This is a genomic window from Luteimonas sp. TWI382 (assembly GCF_039674545.1).
In the GTDB taxonomy this organism is placed as follows: Bacteria; Pseudomonadota; Gammaproteobacteria; order Xanthomonadales; family Xanthomonadaceae; genus Luteimonas.
The window spans coordinates 76143-96485 of sequence record NZ_JBDJNS010000002.1 but is presented as its reverse complement, the minus strand read 5'-3'; the positions used below and the strand labels follow the sequence as shown (position 1 = coordinate 96485).

23 protein-coding genes, 1 tRNA gene and 2 pseudogenes are annotated in these 20343 nt (G+C 68.9%); 20 read left to right on the top strand and 6 right to left on the bottom strand.

Translation table 11 applies throughout. From position 1 onward, the window contains the following. Window positions 1-19 precede the first annotated feature (19 nt). Window positions 20-916, bottom strand: a complete 897-nt coding sequence (locus ABE505_RS01815; RefSeq protein WP_346441718.1) for a phosphoribosylaminoimidazolesuccinocarboxamide synthase — start codon at window positions 914-916, stop codon at window positions 20-22. Between the two features lie 115 nt (window positions 917-1031). Between ABE505_RS01815 and ABE505_RS01810 the strand changes: the two genes are divergently transcribed. The 10 genes and pseudogenes from ABE505_RS01810 to ABE505_RS01765 all read left to right on the top strand — a co-directional run bounded on the left by ABE505_RS01810 (window position 1032) and on the right by ABE505_RS01765 (window position 9985). After that, on the top strand, window positions 1032-1376 hold the full coding sequence (locus ABE505_RS01810; protein ID WP_346441717.1) for a DnaJ domain-containing protein: 345 nt from the start codon (window positions 1032-1034) through the stop codon (window positions 1374-1376). Window positions 1377-1542: 166 nt separating this feature from the next. After that, window positions 1543-2226 carry a ribulose-phosphate 3-epimerase gene (gene rpe / locus ABE505_RS01805; protein WP_346441716.1) on the top strand — a complete coding sequence of 228 codons (684 nt, stop codon included), beginning with the start codon at window positions 1543-1545 and terminating at the stop codon, window positions 2224-2226. Between the two features lie 23 nt (window positions 2227-2249). After that, a pseudogene (rraA, locus tag ABE505_RS01800) lies at window positions 2250-2709 on the top strand (ribonuclease E activity regulator RraA). Between the two features lie 230 nt (window positions 2710-2939). Next, complete coding sequence (gene yegS, locus ABE505_RS01795) at window positions 2940-3887, top strand: lipid kinase YegS (RefSeq protein WP_346441715.1); 948 nt, start codon at window positions 2940-2942, stop codon at window positions 3885-3887. Window positions 3888-4169: 282 nt separating this feature from the next. Further along, complete coding sequence (gene trpE / locus ABE505_RS01790; protein ID WP_346441714.1) at window positions 4170-5654, top strand: anthranilate synthase component I; 1485 nt, start codon at window positions 4170-4172, stop codon at window positions 5652-5654. A gap of 40 nt (window positions 5655-5694) precedes the next feature. Continuing rightward, a complete protein-coding gene (locus ABE505_RS01785; RefSeq protein ID WP_346441713.1) occupies window positions 5695-6474 on the top strand; it encodes an SIMPL domain-containing protein in 780 nt (259 codons plus the stop codon). Window positions 6475-6477: 3 nt separating this feature from the next. After that, window positions 6478-7056 (top strand): aminodeoxychorismate/anthranilate synthase component II, encoded by a 579-nt coding sequence (locus tag ABE505_RS01780; protein WP_346441712.1) that lies wholly within the window; start codon window positions 6478-6480, stop codon window positions 7054-7056. Window positions 7057-7164: 108 nt separating this feature from the next. Continuing rightward, window positions 7165-8202 carry an anthranilate phosphoribosyltransferase gene (gene trpD, locus ABE505_RS01775; protein WP_346441711.1) on the top strand — a complete coding sequence of 346 codons (1038 nt, stop codon included), beginning with the start codon at window positions 7165-7167 and terminating at the stop codon, window positions 8200-8202. A 79-nt stretch (window positions 8203-8281) separates the two neighbouring features. After that, window positions 8282-9043 (top strand): annotated as a pseudogene (trpC, locus tag ABE505_RS01770) (indole-3-glycerol phosphate synthase TrpC); the annotation flags it as partial. Window positions 9044-9295: 252 nt separating this feature from the next. After that, on the top strand, window positions 9296-9985 hold the full coding sequence (locus tag ABE505_RS01765; protein ID WP_346441881.1) for a haloacid dehalogenase-like hydrolase: 690 nt from the start codon (window positions 9296-9298) through the stop codon (window positions 9983-9985). On the opposite strand, the gene ABE505_RS01760 is transcribed toward ABE505_RS01765, so the two are convergent. The 3 genes from ABE505_RS01760 to crp form a co-directional block, all read right to left on the bottom strand. Then, window positions 9971-10723, bottom strand: coding sequence for a sulfite exporter TauE/SafE family protein (locus ABE505_RS01760; protein ID WP_346441710.1), 753 nt, complete (start codon window positions 10721-10723; stop codon window positions 9971-9973). The genes ABE505_RS01765 and ABE505_RS01760 overlap by 15 nt on opposite strands. A gap of 61 nt (window positions 10724-10784) precedes the next feature. Then, window positions 10785-11258, bottom strand: a complete 474-nt coding sequence (locus ABE505_RS01755; protein WP_346441709.1) for a GNAT family N-acetyltransferase — start codon at window positions 11256-11258, stop codon at window positions 10785-10787. A 5-nt stretch (window positions 11259-11263) separates the two neighbouring features. Then, window positions 11264-11899: a cAMP-activated global transcriptional regulator CRP gene (crp, locus tag ABE505_RS01750; RefSeq protein ID WP_346441880.1), complete on the bottom strand. Its 636-nt coding sequence runs from the start codon at window positions 11897-11899 to the stop codon at window positions 11264-11266. 189 nt (window positions 11900-12088) lie between these two features. Here crp and speD point away from each other — a divergent pair, with 189 nt between their 5' ends. Then, window positions 12089-12880: an adenosylmethionine decarboxylase gene (speD, locus tag ABE505_RS01745; protein ID WP_183427679.1), complete on the top strand. Its 792-nt coding sequence runs from the start codon at window positions 12089-12091 to the stop codon at window positions 12878-12880. A 137-nt stretch (window positions 12881-13017) separates the two neighbouring features. Here the strand turns inward: speD and coq7 are convergent, their stop codons facing one another. Then, on the bottom strand, window positions 13018-13665 hold the full coding sequence (gene coq7 / locus ABE505_RS01740) for a 2-polyprenyl-3-methyl-6-methoxy-1,4-benzoquinone monooxygenase (protein WP_346441708.1): 648 nt from the start codon (window positions 13663-13665) through the stop codon (window positions 13018-13020). 204 nt (window positions 13666-13869) lie between these two features. Here coq7 and rplM point away from each other — a divergent pair, with 204 nt between their 5' ends. The 6 genes from rplM to maiA all read left to right on the top strand — a co-directional run bounded on the left by rplM (window position 13870) and on the right by maiA (window position 17417). Then, window positions 13870-14298 (top strand): 50S ribosomal protein L13, encoded by a 429-nt coding sequence (rplM, locus tag ABE505_RS01735; protein WP_183427677.1) that lies wholly within the window; start codon window positions 13870-13872, stop codon window positions 14296-14298. 3 nt (window positions 14299-14301) lie between these two features. After that, window positions 14302-14694, top strand: a complete 393-nt coding sequence (gene rpsI, locus ABE505_RS01730; RefSeq protein WP_346441707.1) for a 30S ribosomal protein S9 — start codon at window positions 14302-14304, stop codon at window positions 14692-14694. A gap of 90 nt (window positions 14695-14784) precedes the next feature. Then, window positions 14785-14859: transfer RNA gene (locus ABE505_RS01725), tRNA-Gln, on the top strand. A 104-nt stretch (window positions 14860-14963) separates the two neighbouring features. Then, a complete protein-coding gene (locus tag ABE505_RS01720) occupies window positions 14964-15698 on the top strand; it encodes a 2OG-Fe dioxygenase family protein (protein WP_346441706.1) in 735 nt (244 codons plus the stop codon). A 58-nt stretch (window positions 15699-15756) separates the two neighbouring features. Further along, window positions 15757-16761: a fumarylacetoacetate hydrolase family protein gene (locus ABE505_RS01715; RefSeq protein ID WP_346441705.1), complete on the top strand. Its 1005-nt coding sequence runs from the start codon at window positions 15757-15759 to the stop codon at window positions 16759-16761. Then, entirely contained in the window at window positions 16758-17417 is a 660-nt protein-coding gene (gene maiA / locus ABE505_RS01710; protein ID WP_346441704.1) for a maleylacetoacetate isomerase, read from the top strand. Before ABE505_RS01715 ends, maiA begins: the two co-directional genes overlap by 4 nt. Window positions 17418-17427: 10 nt before the next feature. Here maiA and ABE505_RS01705 read toward each other — a convergent pair whose 3' ends face one another. Further along, window positions 17428-18540 carry a PilT/PilU family type 4a pilus ATPase gene (locus ABE505_RS01705; protein WP_346441703.1) on the bottom strand — a complete coding sequence of 371 codons (1113 nt, stop codon included), beginning with the start codon at window positions 18538-18540 and terminating at the stop codon, window positions 17428-17430. Here ABE505_RS01705 and ABE505_RS01700 point away from each other — a divergent pair. From ABE505_RS01700 to ABE505_RS01690, 3 genes are all read left to right on the top strand, one after another. Beyond that, the gene (locus ABE505_RS01700) at window positions 18488-19015 is read left to right on the top strand and encodes a DUF4398 domain-containing protein (RefSeq protein ID WP_346441702.1); all 528 of its coding nucleotides are present in this window, start codon (window positions 18488-18490) and stop codon (window positions 19013-19015) included. The two genes, ABE505_RS01705 and ABE505_RS01700, sit on opposite strands and share 53 nt — an antisense overlap. A gap of 2 nt (window positions 19016-19017) precedes the next feature. Continuing rightward, complete coding sequence (locus ABE505_RS01695; RefSeq protein ID WP_346441701.1) at window positions 19018-19593, top strand: hypothetical protein; 576 nt, start codon at window positions 19018-19020, stop codon at window positions 19591-19593. Window positions 19594-20065: 472 nt separating this feature from the next. Next, a complete protein-coding gene (locus ABE505_RS01690; protein ID WP_047137910.1) occupies window positions 20066-20287 on the top strand; it encodes a YdcH family protein in 222 nt (73 codons plus the stop codon). The last annotated feature ends 56 nt before the right edge of the window (window positions 20288-20343 follow it).

The window sequence follows — 20343 nt, the reverse complement described above, 5'->3', positions numbered from 1 at the left end:
CATCGAGCATAGCGCGCCGTCAGTCGAAGGCGATGTCTGCCAACCGCTGCAGGGCCTCGGCATATCGCGCATGGGTGCGCGCGATGACCTCGGCCGGCAGGCGCGGACCCGGCGCGGTCTTGTCCCAGTCCAGCGTTTCCAGATAATCGCGCACGATCTGCTTGTCGTAGCTCGGCGGGCTGGTGCCGACCTGGTACTCGTCCGCCGGCCAGTAGCGCGACGAGTCCGGGGTCAGCATCTCGTCCATCACATACAGGCGGCCATCGGCATCGGTGCCGAACTCGAACTTGGTGTCGGCCAGGATGATGCCGCGCTCGGCGGCGTGGACGGCGGCATGCGCGTACAGGCGCAGCGTCGCGTCGCGGACCTGCTCGGCAAGATCGGCACCGATGTGGCGCACCATCGTGTCGAAGTCGATGTTCTCGTCGTGGTCGCCGACTGCGGCCTTGGTCGACGGGGTGAAGATCGGCTGCGGCAGCTGTTCGGCCTGGCGCAGGCCGCCCGGCAGCGCGATGCCGCTGACCCGGCCGGTGCGCTGATAGTCCTTCCAGCCGCTGCCGATCAGGTAGCCGCGGGCGATCGCCTCGACCGGCACCGGCTTGAGCTTTTTCGTCACGACCGCGCGCTGTGCGTAGAGCGCCGGATCGACGCCGGTGGGCAGCACGCTGGCCACGTCGATGCCGGTCAGGTGATTGGGCATCAGCGCCGCGGTCTGTTCGAACCAGAAGTTGCTGATCTGGCACAGCATCTCGCCCTTGCCGGGGATCGGGTCGGGCAGCACGACGTCGAACGCGCTCAGGCGGTCGGTGGCGACGATCAGCAGCCGCTCCTCGCCGAGCTCGAACACGTCGCGGACCTTGCCGCGGTGGCGCAGGTGGAGGCCGGGCAGGTTCGCTTCGAGCAGGGTCGTCGACACAGAGGTGGTCCGGGTTGCGTCGCAAAACGGTCGGCAAGTGTAGTGCGAACGCGGTCGCGGTGCAGGGGGGGCATCGCGACCGCCTGGGCGGCGGCGAACCGCTACACTGCCGGCCATGCAACGCTGGTACGGAAAACTGCTGGGCTTCATCGCCGGATGGCTGCTGCTGCGCCACCCGGCGGGCGGTGTGATCGGGCTGGTGATCGGGCATGCGTTCGACGCCGGCTGGCTGGCGCCTCGCCGGCAGAAGGATCATGCGGTGTTCGGCCTGGCCCCGGATGCGACCCAGGCCCAGATCGACCAGGCCTATCGTCGGCTGATCTCCCAGTATCACCCCGACCGCGTGGCCGGCGCCGCGCCGGAGTTGCGCGCCCAGGCCGAGGCGCGCGCCGCCGAGCTCAATGCCGCCTACGACCGGCTGCGCCGCGGCCGCGACGGCCGCAAGCGCCCCCGGCGCTGAGGCGCGCGGCGCCCACGCAGCATCGGTGCGCGATGGCCGCGCCGTCCACAGTGCGTCCTTCGAGCCGGACGCAGGCGCCCGGCAAGCAGTGGGGCCGGGTGCGCGGCCGCGTAGAATGGCGGTCTGCGGCGCTCGCCGCCCCCTCCCGCCGCCCCCGGAGCCGTCCATGCAGCCCGCCGTCATCGCGCCCTCGATCCTGTCCGCCAACTTCGCACGGCTCGGCGAGGAGGTCGACGCCGTACTGACTGCCGGTGCCGACTGGGTGCACTTCGACGTGATGGACAACCATTACGTGCCGAACCTGACCATCGGGCCGCTGGTGTGCGAGGCGCTGCGCAAGCACGGCGTGACCGCGCCGATCGATGTGCACCTGATGGTCGAGCCGGTCGACCGCATCGTGCCGGACTTCGCCCGCGCCGGCGCGACGCTGATCAGCTTCCATCCCGAGGCCAGCCGCCATGTGCACCGGACGATCCAATTGATCCGCGCCGAGGGCTGCCAGGCCGGCCTGGTGCTGAATCCGGCGACGCCGGTCGAGGTGCTCGACTACGTGCTCGAGGATCTGGACATGGTGCTGCTGATGTCGGTCAATCCGGGCTTCGGCGGTCAGGCGTTCATTCCCTCGACGCTCGAAAAGCTGCGCCGCGTGCGCGAGCGCATCGATGCCACCGGCAAGGCGATCCGGCTGGAGATCGACGGCGGCGTCAAGCCCGACAACATCGGCCAGATCGCGGCGGCCGGCGCCGACACCTTCGTTGCCGGTTCTGCGATTTTCGGCAAGCCCGACTACCGCGCTGTGGTCGACGCGATGCGCGTGGAGATCGCACGCGCGACCACGATGCGCGCGTGAACGACGTGATCTCTACCTGCGACCTGTGCGATGCGCACCCCGACGCGGTGCGCGTGCTCGATCTCCCTCTGCGGGATTTTCGGTGGACGCCGCGCGTTCGCCGGCATCGTCAGCACGGTGCGCGCGTTGGAAGACAACTCGCGGGTGAAAGAGGCGGTCGCCGAACCGGGCGAGGGGCGCGTGCTGGTGATCGACGGCGGCGGTTCGACCCGCCGCTCGATGCTCGGCGACCTGCTGGCCGCGCAGGCGGTCGCCAATGGCTGGGCCGGCGTGATCGTGCATGGCGCGATCCGCGACAGCGCGGTGATCGCAGGCATGGATCTCGGCGTCAAGGCGCTGAGCACCGTGCCGCTGAAGACCGATCGCCGGGATCAGGGCCTGCGCGATGTGCCGGTGACCTTTGGTGGCGTGACCCTTGTGGCGGGCGAGTGGCTCGCCGCGGACGCCGATGGCGTGATCGTCGCCGCGCAGCCACTGCTGTAGGCGGGGTCCATCGCCATCACCACAGAAGAAGGCCGCATCCTGCGATGCGGCCCTCCGGAAGATTGGAGGCTGATCCTGCCTCCGCCCGTCGTCCCTGCGATGGCCTCCCATGGTCCGGGCGCTCGATGACAGCGTCATGACGGCGCACGGACAAACAGCGTGAGGGACGTTTAACAGCGCAGCCCGCGTACTCCGCTACGCTGCGCCACCTCTCCTTCGTCCCGTGCCCCATGCCTGCTCCGTCCTGGTGTCTGATCCTCAACGGCAAATCGGCGGGGGTGGAGGCGGTGCGCGAGGCGGTCGCGGCGATGCGCGCCCGCGGCATCGCGCTGGCCGTCCGGGTGACCTGGGAGGCGGGCGACGCCGCGCGCTTCGTCGACGAAGCGCTGGTCAGCGGTGTGGAGACGCTGGTGGTGGGCGGCGGCGATGGCACGCTCAATGCGGTGGTCTCCGCGCTCGCCGCGCGCCCGGAAGCGGCCGACGCGCTGCCGTCGCTGGGGGTGCTGCCGCTGGGCACCGCCAACGACTTCGCGACCGCAGCGCAACTTCCGATCGACCCGCACGACGCCCTCTCCCTGGTCGCCGAACTGGCGCCGCGTCCGGTCGACGTGCTCCGGGTTGCGGCCGACGACGCCGTGCTGTGGTGCGCGAATCTGGCCTCGGGAGGCTTCGGCACGCAGGTGACGGTCGACACGCGCGACGCCCTCAAGCGTGTACTCGGCGGACTGGCCTACTTCGTGACCGGACTGTCGCGGCTGGGGCGGATCGAGCCGATCCAGGCGCGGGTCCGCGGCCCCGAGTTCGCCTGGGACGGCGGGCTGGTCGCACTGGGCATCGGCAATGGCCGTCAGGCTGGTGGCGGGCAGGCGCTGTGTCCCGATGCCTGGATCGACGACGGCATGATCGATCTGACGATCGTGCCCGAGTTCGAAGGCGAGGTCGTCGCGGCCTTGCGCACCGCGCTGGTCGAGGGCAAGGTCGCCGCGCTCGACCAGGTCGCGGTGCGTCGCCGGCTTCCTCGACTGGTCGTCGAGGCCGACGCGCCGATGGCGTTGAACCTCGATGGCGAGCCGGTTCAGGCCGCTCGCTTCGATATCCAGTGCGTTCCCGCGCGCCTGCGGATGCATCTTCCGGCCGATTGCGCGTTGCTGTCGAAGACGCCCGCCGCCGCGCGCTGACCGCTTGCACGGGGCGGCACTGTGGGCCGTTCGACCAGGACGTCCCACGCCCCCAGCTGCTCGCTGGCCGCCTCCAGCACGGTGGTTGTCGCTGCGCACCGCGGACGTGCCGCCATCGTCGTCGCGATCTCGCCGGACGGTCGCGCAATCGCCGGTGAGCCGCTAAAGTAGCCGCCATGCGCGCGCCTTCGCCCCTGCATTTCCGTTCCGCCGGCTCCAGCTGGCGATGGTGGCCTTCGGCTGCACTCGCCCCTGCCTGCCTGCTTTGCAAGGAAATGCCGCGTGATCTCGCAACACGACTTCCAGCGCTACGCCACTGACGGCCACACCCGCATCCCCGTGGTGCGCGAGGTGCTGTCCGATCTCGACACTCCGCTTTCGGTCTACCTCAAACTCGCCGACGGTCCGCACACCTACCTGTTCGAATCGGTGGAGGGCGGTGAACGCTTCGGCCGCCATTCGATCATCGGCCTGCCGGCTGCCCGGGTGTACGCCTTCCATGGCCACAGGCTGACGATCAGCGAGCACGGCGAGACCATCGAGACGCGCGAGGTCGCAGATCCGTTCGCCGAGGTCGAGCGCCTGCGCGCCGAGCACTCGGTTCCGCGAGTCGAGGGCCTACCGGGCTTTGCCGGCGGCCTGGTCGGCTGGTTCGGATTCGAATGCATCGAGTACATCGAGCCGCGCCTGCGCGATGCGGCGAGGACGGATGTGCGCGACGAACTGGGCACGCCGGACATCCTGCTGATGCTCAGCACCGAGGTCGCGGTGTTCGATAACCTCAAGGGCCGGCTGTATCTGATCGTGCATGCCGATCCGCGCGAGCCGCAGGCCTGGGCGCGCGCCAATCGCCGGCTCGATGCGTTGAGTCACCGGCTGCGCCAGGGCGGGGCCGGCTACCCGGAGACGCTGCAGCCGGCGGCGCTGGACGAGTCGGACTTCGTGTCCGGCTTCACCCGCGAGGGCTTCATCGACGCGGTGGCCCGGGTCAAGGACTACATCGCGGCCGGTGACGCCTTTCAGGTCGTGCTGTCGCAGCGCATGTCGGTGCCGTTCCAGGCGCGTCCGGTGGATGTCTACCGGGCGTTGCGGGCACTCAATCCATCGCCGTACATGTATTTCCTCGATGTCGGCGGCACCCAGGTCGTCGGCTCGTCGCCGGAGATCCTCGTGCGGCTGCAGGACGGCGAGGTCACCGTGCGGCCGATCGCCGGCACACGGCCGCGGGGCAGGACCGCGGAGGAGGACGCAGCGCTCGAGGTCGAACTGCTGGCCGATCCGAAGGAGCGGGCCGAGCACCTGATGCTGATCGACCTGGGCCGCAACGATGTCGGCCATGTGTCCGACGCGGGCACGGTCGAGGTCGGCGAGCGCTTCGTGATCGAGCGCTACAGCCACGTCATGCACATCGTCAGCGAGGTCACCGGGCGGCTGCAGGCCGGGCTGACCTATGCCGACGTGCTGCGTGCGACGTTCCCTGCGGGCACCGTCAGCGGCGCGCCGAAGGTCCGCGCACTGGAGATCATCCGCAGTCTCGAGCCGGTCAAGCGCAACGTTTACTCCGGCGCGGTCGGTTGGCTCGGCTGGCATGGCGACGCCGATACCGCGATCGCGATCCGCACCGCGGTGATCCAGGGCGGTCGCCTGTACGTGCAGGCGGGCGCGGGCATCGTGTACGACTCCGACCCCGACATGGAATGGGCCGAGACGATGAACAAAGGCCGCGCGCTGTTCCGCGCGGTGGCGCAAGCGGCGAAGGGGCTGTGAGCCGCCATACCGGTTTCGATCAGGGATCAGGGAGACGACGATGAAAGGATGTTTGGTTCGCGGATGTGCCGGTCTGCTGCTGGCTCTGTGCGCGCCGTGGGCGACGGCGCAGGTCAATGCGCTGCCGTCGCTGCCGCACCTGCTGGTCAAAGGCGATGCGACACGCGACGTAGTGCCGGACCGCTTCACGGTTTCGATCACGTTGAGTGCGCTGGACATGCAGCCGGAAGTCGCACGCGACCGTGTGCAGACGCATCTGGGCGCGCTGCTGACCGCGTTGAAGTCGGGCGGCGCGATCGCCGAATCGATCGACGCCAGCACGTTCTCGGTGCAGCCCGAGCACGACTACGAATCCCAGAGGCGGGTGTATCGCGGTATCCGCGCGACGCGCGCGTTGCGGGTGACGTTTCCCGACGCGGAGGCTACGCGCGCGTTTCTCGCGAAGCTGCCTGCCGGTGAAGACGTGCAGTTGGGCGGTATCGAGCCGACGTTCTCCGGTGAAGCCGCGCTGCGCGGTGAACTGAAGGCCGAGGCCATGCGCCAGACTCGTGACACTGCGGCGCTGTTGGCGACGAGCTACGGCGCGCGTCTCGGTCCGCTGTACAGCGTGTCCGACGTGGCCCCGAGCTTCGCTTACGGCATCCAGGCCGGCCAATGGCCATCGACACGCGGCGGCACACCTCCGCCGCCTGCGGCGAGTCCCGCTGCCGCGTTCGAGCGCATCCAGGTCACCGGCAACCGAATCACGCCCGAAAGCCTCGCGGTCGGCACCGTCACCATCGCCGAACACCTTTACGCCATCTTCCTGCTCGCGGATTGACCCATGCTGTTGATGCTCGACAACTACGACAGCTTCACCTGGAATCTCGTGCAGTACCTGCAGGCGCTTGGCGCCGAGGTCCGCGTTGAGCGCAACGATGCATTGACGGTCGAGCAGATCGAGCGGCTCGCACCGGAGCGGATCGTGATTTCGCCTGGTCCGTGCACGCCGAACGAAGCGGGCGTGTCGTTGGCGGTGATCGAGCGCCTGGGGGCGACGGTGCCGATTCTGGGTGTGTGCCTGGGCCATCAGGCACTGGGCCAGGCCTACGGCGGCCGCGTGGTCCGCGCCGGCCGGATCATGCACGGCAAGACCTCGCCGATCCGACACGAAGGCCGCGGCGTGTTCGCCGGACTGCCCGATGGCTTCGATGCCACGCGCTACCACTCGCTGGTCGTCGAGCGCGCATCGCTGCCCGATTGCCTGGAGGTCACTGCCTGGACCGAGCATGACGACGGCACAGTGGAAGAAATCATGGGCCTGCGCCATCGCACGCATCCGGTCGAGGGCGTGCAGTTCCACCCCGAGTCGATCCTCACCGAACACGGCCATGCCCTGCTGAAGAACTTTCTGGCGCGCTGAGCGGGCGCCGGAAGAGCGCGGATTCCAACGCGCCCTCCGATTGCGGGGCACCGTACCCGGATCGGCGACAATCTGAAACGTCAGCCTGTGCCAGGAGTCCGCGTCGCGATGCCCATCACCCCCCACGAAGCCCTGCAACGCACGATCGAGCATCGCGAGATCTTCCGCGACGAAATGGTCGAGCTGATGCGCCAGATCATGCGCGGCGAGGTTTCGCCGCTGATGACCGCGGCAATCCTGTCCGGCCTGCGAGTCAAGAAGGAGACCGTCGACGAGATCGCGGGGGCGGCGCAGGTCATGCGCGAGTTCGCGCTTCCGGTACCGGTCGCCGAGGACGACCGCGTGCAACTGGTCGACATCGTCGGCACCGGCGGCGACGGCGCGCACACGTTCAACATCTCCACGGCGAGCATGTTCGTGGTCGCCGCGGCCGGGGCCAAGGTCGCCAAGCACGGCAACCGCAGCGTGTCGTCGAAATCCGGCAGCGCCGACGTGCTCGAGGCGCTGGGCGCGCGTATCGACCTGCAGCCCGAGGCGGTCGCCGATTGCATCGCGCGCACCGGGATCGGCTTCATGTTCGCGCCGGTGCACCACCCGGCCATGCAGGTCGTCGCCCCGGTACGCCGCGAGATGGGCGTGCGCACGATCTTCAACATCCTCGGCCCGCTGACCAACCCGGCCGGCGCGCCGAACATCCTGATGGGGGTGTTCCATCCCGACCTGGTCGGCATCCAGGTCCGCGTGCTGCGGGAGCTGGGCGCCGAGCGCGCGCTGGTGGTCTGGGGCCGCGACGGCATGGACGAGATCTCGCTGGGTGCCGGCACCCTGGTCGGCGAATTGCGCGACGGGCAGGTGCACGAGTACGAGATCCATCCCGAGGATTTCGGCATCGCGATGGCGGCCAGCCGCAACCTGCGTGTCGCCGACGCCGCCGAATCGAAGACGCTGCTGCTCGCCGCACTCGACGACACGCCAGGGCTGGCCCGCGATATCGTCTGTCTCAACGCCGGCGCGGCGCTGTATGTCGCCGGCGTAGCCGATTCGATCGCCGAGGGTGTCGTGCGCGCACGCAACGCGATCGCCGACGGTGGCGCGCGCGCGCGGCTCGACGCGTTCGTCATGGCGACCGGCGGTCGTCCGCATTGATCGAGGGTGGCGGCGGGCGGTGGTGGCGTCACCTGCGGTATCTTGGGCGGCCCTGTCCGTCCGCCGCGGTTCTACGATCTTGAACGACGTCCTGCAGCGCATCGTCGCGCGCAAACACGAAGAAGTCGCCGCTCGCCGCGCCGCCTGCCCGCTGGCGGAGATCGCCGCGCGCGCGGCCGATGCCGGCCCGGTCCGCGGCTTTGCCGCGGCGATCGAGGCCAGAATCGCCGCAGGCGATGCGGCGGTGATCGCCGAGGTCAAGAAGGCCAGCCCGTCGAAGGGGGTGATCCGGCCGGACTTTCGCCCGGCCGACATCGCCCGCAGCTACGCAGCCGGCGGCGCGGCCTGCCTGTCGGTGCTGACCGACATCGACTTCTTCCAGGGCGCCGACGACTACCTGGTGCAGGCGCGCGACGCCTGCACGCTGCCGGTGCTGCGCAAGGATTTCATCGTCGACCCCTGGCAGGTCCACGAATCGCGCGCGCTCGGCGCCGACTGCATCCTGCTGATCGTCGCCGCGCTCGATGACCGCCAACTGGTCGAGTTGGCCGGGCTGGCGATGTCGATGGACCTCGACGTGCTGGTCGAGGTGCACGACATCGACGAGCTCGAACGCGCACTCCAGGTGCCGTCGCCGCTGCTGGGCATCAACAACCGCAGCCTGCGCAGCTTCGAGGTCTCGCTCGACACCACGCTGTCGTTGCGGGGCGCGGTACCGCGCGATCGGCGTCTGGTCACCGAGAGCGGCATCCATACGTCCGACGACGTCGCGCGGATGCGCGACGCGGGCATCGACGCCTTCCTGGTCGGCGAAGCCTTCATGCGCGCGCCCGACCCGGGGGCGGCGCTCAGTGCCTTGTTCTCGCCGACCCTGCCGGCGCCGGAGGTCATCGCCCCCCCTCCGCAGGCCCCCGACGATACCGATCGGCCGCGTGCGCCACTGACCCCGGTGATTGTCGCGGCCACCGATCCGTCCCGGGCCTCGCTCGGGGCTGCGCCGGCCAGCGCGCCGACGCTGGCGGGGCTGTTGGCGCCGGCGGCCGCGGCTGGCGAGTCCAGCACAGAGGCCGCGGCCGTCGCCACGCCGCGCACCGTGGTCTTCGATTTCGACCACACCCTCTACGACGGCGATTCGGGGACGCACCTGTTCGGCTGGCTGATCCGCCGCAGCCCCTGGCGCACGGCGCTGGCACTGCTGGCCACGCCGCTGCTCGGGCCGATGATCGCCTGCCTGCCGACCCGCCGGTACGGCATTTCCGGCTACGCGTGGATCGGCACCGTCGGCCTGAACAGCCGCGGGTCGCTGGATCGTCTGATCGATCTCTACGTCGCCCGTCACGCCGACCAGATCCGCCCGCGGCTGCTGCCGGTGGCACTCGACGTGCTGCACGGCCACCGCGAGGCTGGCGATCGCGTGGTCGTGGCGACCGGTGCGCCGCCCGAACTGGCGCGCGCGATCCTGGCCTTCGTCGCCCACGAGACCGTGCCGGTGATCGGCACCGCGGTCGGGCCCAAGCTCGGCGCGGTCGTGGCCACACGCCACTGTCATGCCGAGGAGAAGATGCGCATGCTGCGCGAGCGCGGCTATGGCGACATCGACATCGCCTATTCCGATTCGAGTGCGGACCTGCCGCTGCTCAAGGCCGCGGCGACGCCGGTGGTGGTCAATCCGAAGGCGGGGGCGGTGGCGATGTTCCGGCGCGTGTTGCCGGCAGGCACGCCCATCCTCAACTGGGGCTGCCGCGACCGCGCGGGGACACCGGCAGGCTCAGCCGGGCAGTAGCGACCGGCCGATCTGGTAGAGGCTGATCGCCATCACCAGCACGCCCACCGCCAGCAGTACCCAGCGCTCGCGGACGTGGCGCACGAACAGCGCCGCCAGCGGCGCGGCGATCATCCCGCCGACCAGCAGACCGAGCACCACGTCCAGGTGCTGCAGACCGATCGTCAGGAAGAACGTGATCGAGATCGACAGCGTGACCAGGAACTCGGCGGCGTTGACGGTGCCGATCGTCGTGCGCGCCGTGCCGCCGCGCGCGAGCAGGGTCGAGGTCGCGACCGGGCCCCAGCCGCCGCCGCCGGTGGCGTCGAGCAGACCGGCCACGAAGCCGAGCAACGGCACCCGCTGCACCTCGCGCCGGGGCAGCATCCGGCCGGCTGCACGCAGCAGGATCAGCACCGAGAGCACCAGCAGGTAGGCATAGATGAACGGGCGGACCACGTCGCCGGGCAATTGGGTCAGCACATAGGCGCCAAGTACGCCGCCGACCATGCCCGGGATCGCCAGACGGAAGAACAGGCGCCGGTCGACGTTGCGCATCGCCAGGTGGGACACGCCCGAGGCGCCGGTGGTGAACACTTCGGCGGTGTGTACGCTGGCGCTCACCGCCGCAGGCGGCACGCCCATGCTCAGCAGCACCGACGAGGACACCAGGCCGAACGCCATGCCCAGCGCGCCGTCGATCAGCTGCGCGGCCAGGCCGACCAGCACGAAGAACAGGAATTGGTCGCCGAGCGTCATGTGCGGTCCGTTGCGATGGTCGGCCACAGCATACGGCGCCCGAGGGGCGCGCTGTCAGGGGTCAGGCGTCGCCGAGCCGCTTGATGAAGCGCAGGGTGCCGTCGGAGAAGCCGCAGGCCCGGTAGAACGCGTGCGCATCGGCGCGCTGCGAGCCGCTGGTCAGTTCGAGCCGCGCCGCACCGGCGAAACGCGCCCGGCGCTCGGCTTCCTTCAGTAGCTGGCGGCCCAGCCCCTGACCCTTCGCGGTATCGGTGACCACCAGCGCGGTGATCCTGCAGGTGGTGGTGCCCAGGGGCAGGTAGTACATGAAATCCAGCGCGACCAGCCCGCAGACCCGACCGCCGCTGCGCGCGACCACCAGCGCCTGGCGGTCATTGGCGGTGACGGCCAGGATGCGCTCGCGCGCTTCGTCGACGCCGCAGGGATAGCCCAGCTCCGAGAGCAGGGCGGCGACGTCATCGGCGTCGATGGCCGACGCGCTGCGCAGATCGGCGTCGGGCAGATCGCCCCGAGGTGCGAAATGTCCGGTGCTCATGGCCGCTATCGGGTTCCGAACAGCACGATGGTCTTGCCGCGGGCGGTCAGCTTGCCGTCGGCCTGGAGTTTCTTGAGCACCCGGCCGGCCATCTCGCGCGAGCAGCCGACCAGCCGCGCCAACTCCTGCCGGGAGATCCGCAACTGGGTGCCCTGCGGGTGGCTCATCGCGTCCGGCTCCCGGGTCAGGTCGTGGAGCGTGCGCACGATGCGATCGGTGACGTCCAGGAACGCCAGCCGGCCGGCCTTGCGGCTGGTGTCGAGCAGCCGGCGCGAGAGCTGGGCGCCGATCGCATGCATGATCGAGGTCGCGTCGCCCGCCAGCGTGGTCTCGAACAGCTGATAGAGCCGCTCGTAGCTGATCTCGGCCAACTCGCACTGGGTCCGGGTGCGCAGGATGACTTCGCGCACGTCCGATTCGATGAACAGGCCCATCTCGCCGACCATCTCGCCCGGCCCGAAGTACCCCAGCACCAGTTCGCGGCCGTCGTCCTCCTCGGTGATGATGCTGACCGAACCGCTGACCACGTAGTACAGCGTGCCCGCCGGATCGCCGGGGCGGAAGACCTCGCTGCGCGGCGGATAGCGCCGGCGGTGGCAGTGGGCGAGGAAGCGTTCGATGGCCGCCGCCGACGGCGACATCGGGTGCGGCGTGCGGACATGGGAATTGATCAGGGCCACGGGATCGGGGGGCATGAGGCATCGCAGCGGGGAATGCCGAAGAGTAGGCGGTCGGCCCGCCGGGGGCAAACTGCTTTGCGCCGAGGTCGCGAGTGGGCCCCGGTTTGCCGCATAATCGCCGTTTCGCCCAACCCCCGAGGGTCGACCGCTGTGGTCAAACCGCTCCCGCGCCTGAAGCTCCAGGGTTTCAACAACCTGACCAAGGCCCTGTCGTTCAACATCTACGACGTGTGCTACGCCTCGTCCGAGGACGAGCGCCAGCGCTATATCGCCTACATCGACGAGGTCTACAATGCCGACCGGCTGACGCAGATCCTGACCGATGTCGCGGAGATCATCGGCGCGAATATCCTTCACGTCGCTCGCCAGGACTACGAGCCCCAGGGCGCGTCGGTGACGATCCTGATCTCCGAAGAGCCGGTGATCGACCGCAAGGACGCCAAGGGCGTGATCTCCGATGCGGTGGTCGCGCACCTGGACAAGTCGCACATCACCGTCCACACCTATCCCGAGACCCACCCCGACAACGGCATCGCGACCTTCCGCGCCGACATCGATGTGGCGACGTGTGGCGTGATCTCGCCGCTCAAGGCGCTCAACTACCTGATCGAGAGCCTCGAGTCGGACATCGTGGTCATGGACTACCGCGTGCGCGGCTTCACCCGCGACGTGAAGGGCAAGAAGCACTACATCGACCACAAGATCAACTCGATCCAGGACTACCTGGCCAAGAACATCAAGTCGCGCTACGACGCGCTCGATGTGAATGTCTACCAGGAGAACATCTTCCACACGAAGATGCACCTCAAGGACTTCGACCTGGACCAGTACCTGTTCGAGGAGAAGGCGCGCAACCTTTCATTCAAGGACCGGATGAAGATCGAGGCGCGCCTCAAGCGCGAGATCGAGGAGCTCTATCACGGGCGCAACCTCGTCGACTGACACAGACGCCGCGATCGGCAACGCGTGATTCGAAGCAGCGGCCTCGCATGATGCGGGGCCGTTTCCGCCTGGAGGGCGCGGCGATCGGATTCGCCCCAGACCTGCGCGTTGCGGACTGCCGCGTCGCAGCGCTGACGCTACAGCCGGTACGCCACCGTTTTCATCACCGACGAGGCGGCCGACATCAGCGAGGGGATCGGCCAGGGCAGTACGCGGGCACCGGCCAGTTCGGCCTGGTCGGCGTGCCGGGCTTCGTCTTCCTTCATCTGGCGCAGGATGTCGCGGCTGCGCGCGTCGGCCGGCGGCAACGTTTCGAGGTGCTCGTCCAGATGCGCCTCGACCTGGCGTTCGGTCTCGACCACGAAGCCGAGGTTCCAGCCATCGCCACGCAGCCCCGCGAGCACGCCCAGCGCGTAGCTGCTGCCGTACCACAGCGGGTTGAACATGCTCGGTCGGCTGTCGAGTTCGTGCAGGCGCTGCGCGCACCAGGCCAGGTGATCGGTCTCTTCCTGGGCGGCCTCGAGCAGATGGTGACGGGTGTCGGGCTCCCGCGCGACCGCGGCCTGCCCAAAGTACAGGCCCTGGGCGCAGACTTCACCGACATGGTTGATGCGCATCAGCCCGGCCGCGTGGCGGCGCTCGTGCGGGTCGAGCACGACGTCGGGGGTGCCGGCGGCCGGATTGGGCCGGGCGGCGGGCGGGTTGCCGAAGACCGTCTCCAGCGCGCGCTGGGTCTCGACCAGGACCTGGTCGAGCGGGCCGAACCTTGTTCGGGACGATGACATCGCGGGGCTCCAGGTGTCCGGTGGCGGCTCATTGTCGGCGGTGCGGACAGACGATGCCAGCGCGGCCCACGCGCTTGGTTGCGCGCGGTGACCGGCCGCGCTATCATCCCGCCTCTTTACTGCACCGTACACAACGCGAGGCGAAGTTCCGCCGGCCACCGGCGCAATCAGCCCGACCAGTCACCGACCGAGTACCAACCCGTCATGAAGACTTTCACCGCCAAGTCCGAGACCGTCCAGCGCGACTGGTATCTCGTCGACGCCACCGGCAAGACGCTGGGCCGCCTGAGCGCGGAAATCGCCCACCGCCTGCGCGGCAAGCACAAGCCCGTCTACACCCCGCACGTCGATACCGGCGACTACATCGTCGTGATCAACGCCGAGAAGATCGCGGTGACCGGCAAGAAGATGACCGACAAGCTCTATCACCGTTTCACGGGCTACATCGGCAACCTCAAGACCGAATCGCTGGGCCAGGCGCTCGAGCGCCACCCCGAACGCGTGATCGAGATCGCCGTCAAGGGCATGCTGCCGAAGAACACGCTCGGCCGTGCCATGTACCGCAAGCTCAAGGTGTACAAGGGTGCCGAGCATCCGCACGCCGCCCAGCAGCCGCAGCCCCTGGAACTCTAAGTCATGGCTATCACCCAGAATTACGGCACCGGCCGTCGCAAGTCCTCTGTCGCCCGCGTGTTCCTGCGCAAGGGCAGCGGCAAGATCACCGTCAACGACCGTCCGCTCGACGAGTTCTTCGGCCGCGAGACTGCGCGCATGATCGTGCGTCAGCCGCTCGAGCTGACCCAGAACACCGAGACCTTCGACGTCGTCGTCACCGCGACCGGCGGCGGCACCACCGGTCAGGCCGGTGCGATCCGCCTGGGCATCGCGCGCGCGCTGGTCGAGTACGACGAGACCTTGAAGACCGAGCTGCGCAGGGCCGGGTTCATGACCCGCGACGCGCGCGAAGTCGAGCGCAAGAAGGTCGGTCTGCACAAGGCACGCCGCGCCACGCAGTTCTCCAAGCGCTGATCGCGCTGGTTCGGATCCACGCGCGATGCGTGGATCCGGCATCGCTGGGACTTGCGATTTTTTGCGGTTTCAGCGGTACAATAGCGTCATAGCCCCGTCGCCAAGCGGTAAGGCACCTGACTCTGACTCAGGCATTCGGTGGTTCGAATCCATCCGGGGCTGCCATCTACGAAAAGCCCGCCGCAAGGCGGGCTTTTTTTGCGTCGAGATTCGTGCCGCCATCAAGCGTGTCTCGCCCGCAGGCAGGTCCCACGCCCTAGAATCTGCCGATGTCCAGCCCTCTTCCTCCGCTGTCCGACGCCGCAAGTGCGGTCGCCGATCTCAAGATCCACGGTTTCGCGGTGCTGGCGCCCGACGCGCTGTCGGCGCTGTGCGATGTCGCGGTCGCCGATCTCCAGGCGTTGCGACCGGACTGGGATGGATTGCCACCCGACGGGTATCTGCGCGATGGCGGGCGCTATCGCCGGCGCCGCCATGCCTGCTACGTGCAGCACGGCGACCAACTCGTCCCGGCGGCGCGGCGCGCACACTGGCAGTCGGAGGATTACAACGCGTTGCACGGCGGCATGCATCGCTGGTTCGAGCCGGTCTGCGCGACGACGGCTGCGGCACCGGCCTGGGCCTCGCTGATCGCCGGGCTGGGGGCGGTGTTCGGGCAGGTGCGCGCGCATCAGCCCTGGTACGTGGAGGCGCACCAGTTCCGCATCGACACCACCGACGGCATTGGACGGCCGACACCGGAAGGCGCGCATCGCGACGGTGTGGATTTCGTCGCTGTGCTGCTCGTCGCGCGCGAGGGCATCAAGGGCGGCGAAACCCGCGTCTTCGATGCTGACGGCCCCCGCGGTCAGCGCTTCACGCTGACCCGGCCCTGGTCGGTATTGCTGCTCGACGACCACCGCGTCATCCACGAATCGACGCCGATCCAGCCGATTGACGACGCAGGCCATCGCGATACCTTGGTGCTCACCTATCGCAGCGGCGCGTTCCAGGGCGAGAACTGATCGCGGGCCGGCACTTGGTTACAATCGCAACGAATAGCCGACGCCAACCGGAGTTGCCATGAAGCTGGGTTCACTGAAGGAGGGCGGCCGCGACGGCACCCTGATCGTCGTCTCGCGCGACCTGGCCACGGCCGTGCGCGCGACTGGCGTGGCGGCCACGCTGCAGCAGGCGCTCGACGACTGGTCGAACGCGGCGCCCCGGCTCAATGCGCTCTACGAATCGCTCAATGCCGGCGATGCCGACGGCGTCTTCGACCTGGATGTCGGCCGACTCGCCGCACCGCTGCCGCGCGCCTACGAGTTCGTCGACGGCAGCGCCTACCTGCCGCACGTCGAGCGGGTACGGCGCGCGCGCGGCGCCGAGGTGCCCGAGAGCTTCTATACCGATCCGCTGATGTACCAGGCGACCAGCGCCGGGTTCTACGGCCCGCGCGACACGGTCAAGGTGGCCAGCGAGGACTACGGCATCGACCTGGAAGCGGAGATCGTCGTGGTCACCGACGATGTGCCGATGGCCGCGACGCCGGCGCAGGCGGCCGGCCATATCCAGCTCGTCGGCCTGGTCAACGACGTCAGCCTGCGCAACCTGATCCCGGGCGAACTCGGCAAAGGCTTCGGCTTCCTGCAGTCCAAGCCGAGGTCGGCGCTGAGCCCGGTGTTCGTAACGCCGGACGAACTGGGCGACGCCTGGCGCGACCACAAGCTGCACCTGCCGCTGGTGACCCACGTCAACGGCGAATGGTTCGGGGCGCCGGAGGCGGGCGTGGACATGCAGTTCGACTTTGCGCACCTAGTGGCCCACGCCGCCAGGACGCGGCCGCTGACCGCGGGCACGATCGTCGGTTCGGGCACCATCGCCAACGCCGACACCGGCAAGGGGGCCTCGTGCTTCGCCGAGCGTCGCGTCGTGGAAACCCTCGAGCATGGCGCGCCGAAGACGCCGTTCCTGTCGTTCGGCGACACGGTGCGCATCGAGATGCTCGATGCGTCGGGGGCGAGCATCTTCGGTGCGATCGAGCAGGTGGTCGAGCGCTACGTGCCCGACCCGGACGCTGACGCGTGACCGACGCCGCGCTGACGCTGTACGGCTATTGGCGTTCGAGCGCTGCGTACCGCGTGCGCATTGCGCTGCATCTCAAAGCACTGGCATTCGCATCGGAGCCGGTGCATCTGCTGCGTGACGGCGGCGAGCAACGCGCACCCGCGCATGCGGCGCGCAATCCCCAGCGTCTTGTGCCGGTGTTGCGGCATGGCGAGCGGATGCTGACCCAGTCGCTGGCGATCATCGAGTACCTCGACGAGGTCTTCCCGTCGTTGCCGTTGCTGCCGGCCGATCCGGTCGCGCGCCATCGCGCGCGTGCGCTGGCGCAACTGGTGGCCTGCGACATCCATCCCCTCGGCAATCTGCGCGTGTTGCAGTTCCTGGAGCGCGAGTGGGGCATCGATCCGGTAGCGCGCACGCGCTGGATCGAGCGCTGGGTCGCTGACGGGCTCGCGGCGTTCGAGACCCTGCTCGGCGAGGCACCCGAAGCGGGCAGGTTCTGCGTCGGCGATGCGCCCGGGCTCGCCGATTGCGCACTGGTCCCGCAGCTCTACAACGCTCGCCGCTTCGGCATCGATCTTGCGCCGTATCCGCACATCCTCGCGATCGAATCGGCCTGCCTGGCGATGCCGGCATTCACCGCGGCCCGGCCCGAAGCCCAGCCCGACGCCGCCTAGAGGCCGCGCACTACAGCGACTGCGGGGCGAACACGTCCGCGTATGGGTCGTGGGCGTCGGTCGCACCTTCGGAGAGCCGGAATTTCAGGTCCAGGCCGTCGCGCGAGTCGGCCGCGCGCAGCGCGGTCTCCCGCTCGATGCGCCCGCTCTTGTAGAGCCGGTACAGGCACTGGTCGAAGGTCTCCATGCCTTCTTCGAGCGATTCCTCCATCGCCTGCTTGACCTCGTGGACATGACCACGGCGCAGTAGGTCGCGGATCGTCGGCGTATTGAGCAGCACCTCGGTCGCCGGCAGCCGACGGCCGTCCACGCCCTCGACCAGGCGTTGGGAGATCACCGCACGCAGATTCAGCGACAGGTTCATCAGCACGTTCTTGTGCGCGGCCTCGGGGAAGAAGTTGAGGATGCGTTCGATCGTCTGGTCGGCGTTGTTGGAGTGCAGGGTGGCCAGGCACAGATGCCCGGTCTCGGCGAACGCGATCGCCGCCTCCATCGTGGTCGCGTCGAGGATCTCGCCGATCAGGATCACGTCGGGCGCTTCGCGCATCGCGTTCTTCAACGCATTGTGGAAGGTCTGGGTGTCGATCCCGACCTCGCGTTGGTTGACCAGCGAGCGCTTGTGCTTGTGCAGGTACTCGATTGGGTCCTCGATCGTGAGGATGTGGCCGGCCGAACAGGTGTTGCGGTGATCGATCATCGACGCCAGCGTCGTCGACTTGCCCGAGCCGGTCGAGCCCACGATCAGCACCAGCCCACGCGGGGCGGTGATCACGTCCTTGAGCACCTGCGGCAGCTGCAGCTGCGCGATGTCGGGAATCCTGCTGCTGATCGCGCGCACGACCATGCCGGCCTCGCCACGCTGGCGGAACACGTTGACCCGGAAGCGGCCGACCTCGGGCAGCGAGTAGGCCATGTTCATTTCCAGATCGCGCTCGAAGCGCCGGATCTGATGCTCGTCCATCATCGAGTAGGCGATCTGGCGGACGACCCCGGGCGCCAGATGTGTGCCCTCGAGCGGCTGCAACCGGCCTTCGATCTTGATGTGGATCGGCGCGCCGGTGCTCAGGAACATGTCCGACGCGCTTTTTTCCGTCATCAGCTTCAGAAACGGGCCGATGTCCATGTATGAATTCCCCACGGGCGGCCGGGGCGCATTGCGCAGCCCCGGCTTGCTGACGACAATGCCCGTCATGACGATTTTCGGGCACGATGCTTCGATGAAGACAAGCTTCGCATACATCCGGCCGCTGCTGGGCGCGGCGGTGCTCGCCTGTGCCCTGTCGCTCGCAGGCTGTGCCAGCGCGCCGCCCCCGACCGAGGATCTCGCGGCCGCGCGGCTGTCGGTCGCCCGCGCCGGCGACGCCGACGCCGACCAGTACGCACCGATGCAGATCGACCAGGCGCGTCGCGCGCTCGAACAGGCGCAGGCGGCGGCCGGCAACGGCCGCGACGCTGAAGCGCGCACGCTGGCGCTGTCGGCTTCCGCGCTCGCCGACCTGGCCCACGCCCGCGCGCGCCAGGCGGTCACCGAGGCCGAGTTGGCGCAGCGACGCGCCGAGATCACCAATTTGCGCCAGCGGCTGCAGGGGGAGGACTGAGCATGCGCCTGTCGATTCTGACGCTCGCCCTGACCATGGTCGTGTCCACGGCCTGGGCCCAGTCGGGCACTGGCACTGAGGAAGCCGCGCTCCAGCAGCGGCTGCAGGCCATCGATGCCGACGCCGGCACCGCCGGTGCGGCCGCCTACGAGCGTCTGCAGGCGCGCCAGGCCCTGGCCGCACTCGCCACGGCGCGGAGCAGCCAGCGCGCGTCCGCGCTGCAGATCGCGCAATGGCGAGTGGAAACGGCCGAAGTCGCCGCGAAGACCGAGGTCGCCCGACGGGAGCTGGGGGAGCTCGAGCGCGACCGCGCCCAGTTGCTGGTCGAAGCCAGTCAGCAGGACGCTGTGCGGGCGCGCCAGGAGGCCGAGCGCCTGCGCATCCAGGCACAGATCCAGGCCGAGGAGGCCGCACGCCTGCGTCTGGCGGCCGAGGAGGAGCTGGCCGCGCGTCAGCAGGCCGAGACTGTGTTGCAGGGCGTCGCAAGCGGCGAGGCCGCCAAGCTGCGCGCCGCGCGCCAGCGTGAAGCCGAACTCAAGCGGCGCGAAGCCGAACTGCTCAAGAGCCTCGAGCCCTGAGCCGCCCCGCCGGGCGGTCTCGGACGGTCCGGCGCGCATGCTGCCCCTTGCCGTCGGCCCGGCCGCGCCATGGTCGTGGGCGAAAGGCGGCGCATCACATCGATGAATCCAAGTGGAATCAACTACTTGGCGTTGTCTTCACTCGCCGGCCGCGTCATGGCGCGATGCGCGCGGGCTCCCGAGTGCCGCGCTTAACACATCTGGCGGCGCCGGCTTCGGCAGCGTGCCTTCGGGGCCTTGCCGCCGTTGCGACCCCGGAGTAGGGTCGATTGCGCCGGGTGGTCTCCTCTTTCGCCATCCGGTCAACGAACCAGGCCGATGACCGAGACGATTTCCCACGAGGTTCCCGATGCCCGCCCCAAGCGCGGCGCCGCATGCCCGAGCGGATCGTTCGCGCCATCCCTGGAGGCCGTCCCCGCAGCGCCCCTGCCGTCGCCGGCCGGGGCGTTCGCATTCGTGTCAGGAGGATTTCATGTTCGAAGCGCACTCGCAGGTGGAACTCGAAGAAATCATGAAGGGCAATGTCGAGTTCCGACAGCTCTACTACCGGCACAAGGAGTTGGACAAGAAGGTGCTCAACGCCGAGTTGGGCGTGTTGCCGGTGGATGAAGCCACGCTGTCGCAGATGAAGCGCGAGAAGCTTGCCGCGAAGGACCGCCTGGCGTCGATGTACGACGCAATGCAGAAGCACTAGGTTCACGTCAGTCGCGGGCGGTGGCGGTCATCCTCGTCGGCCGCCATCGCCCGCGA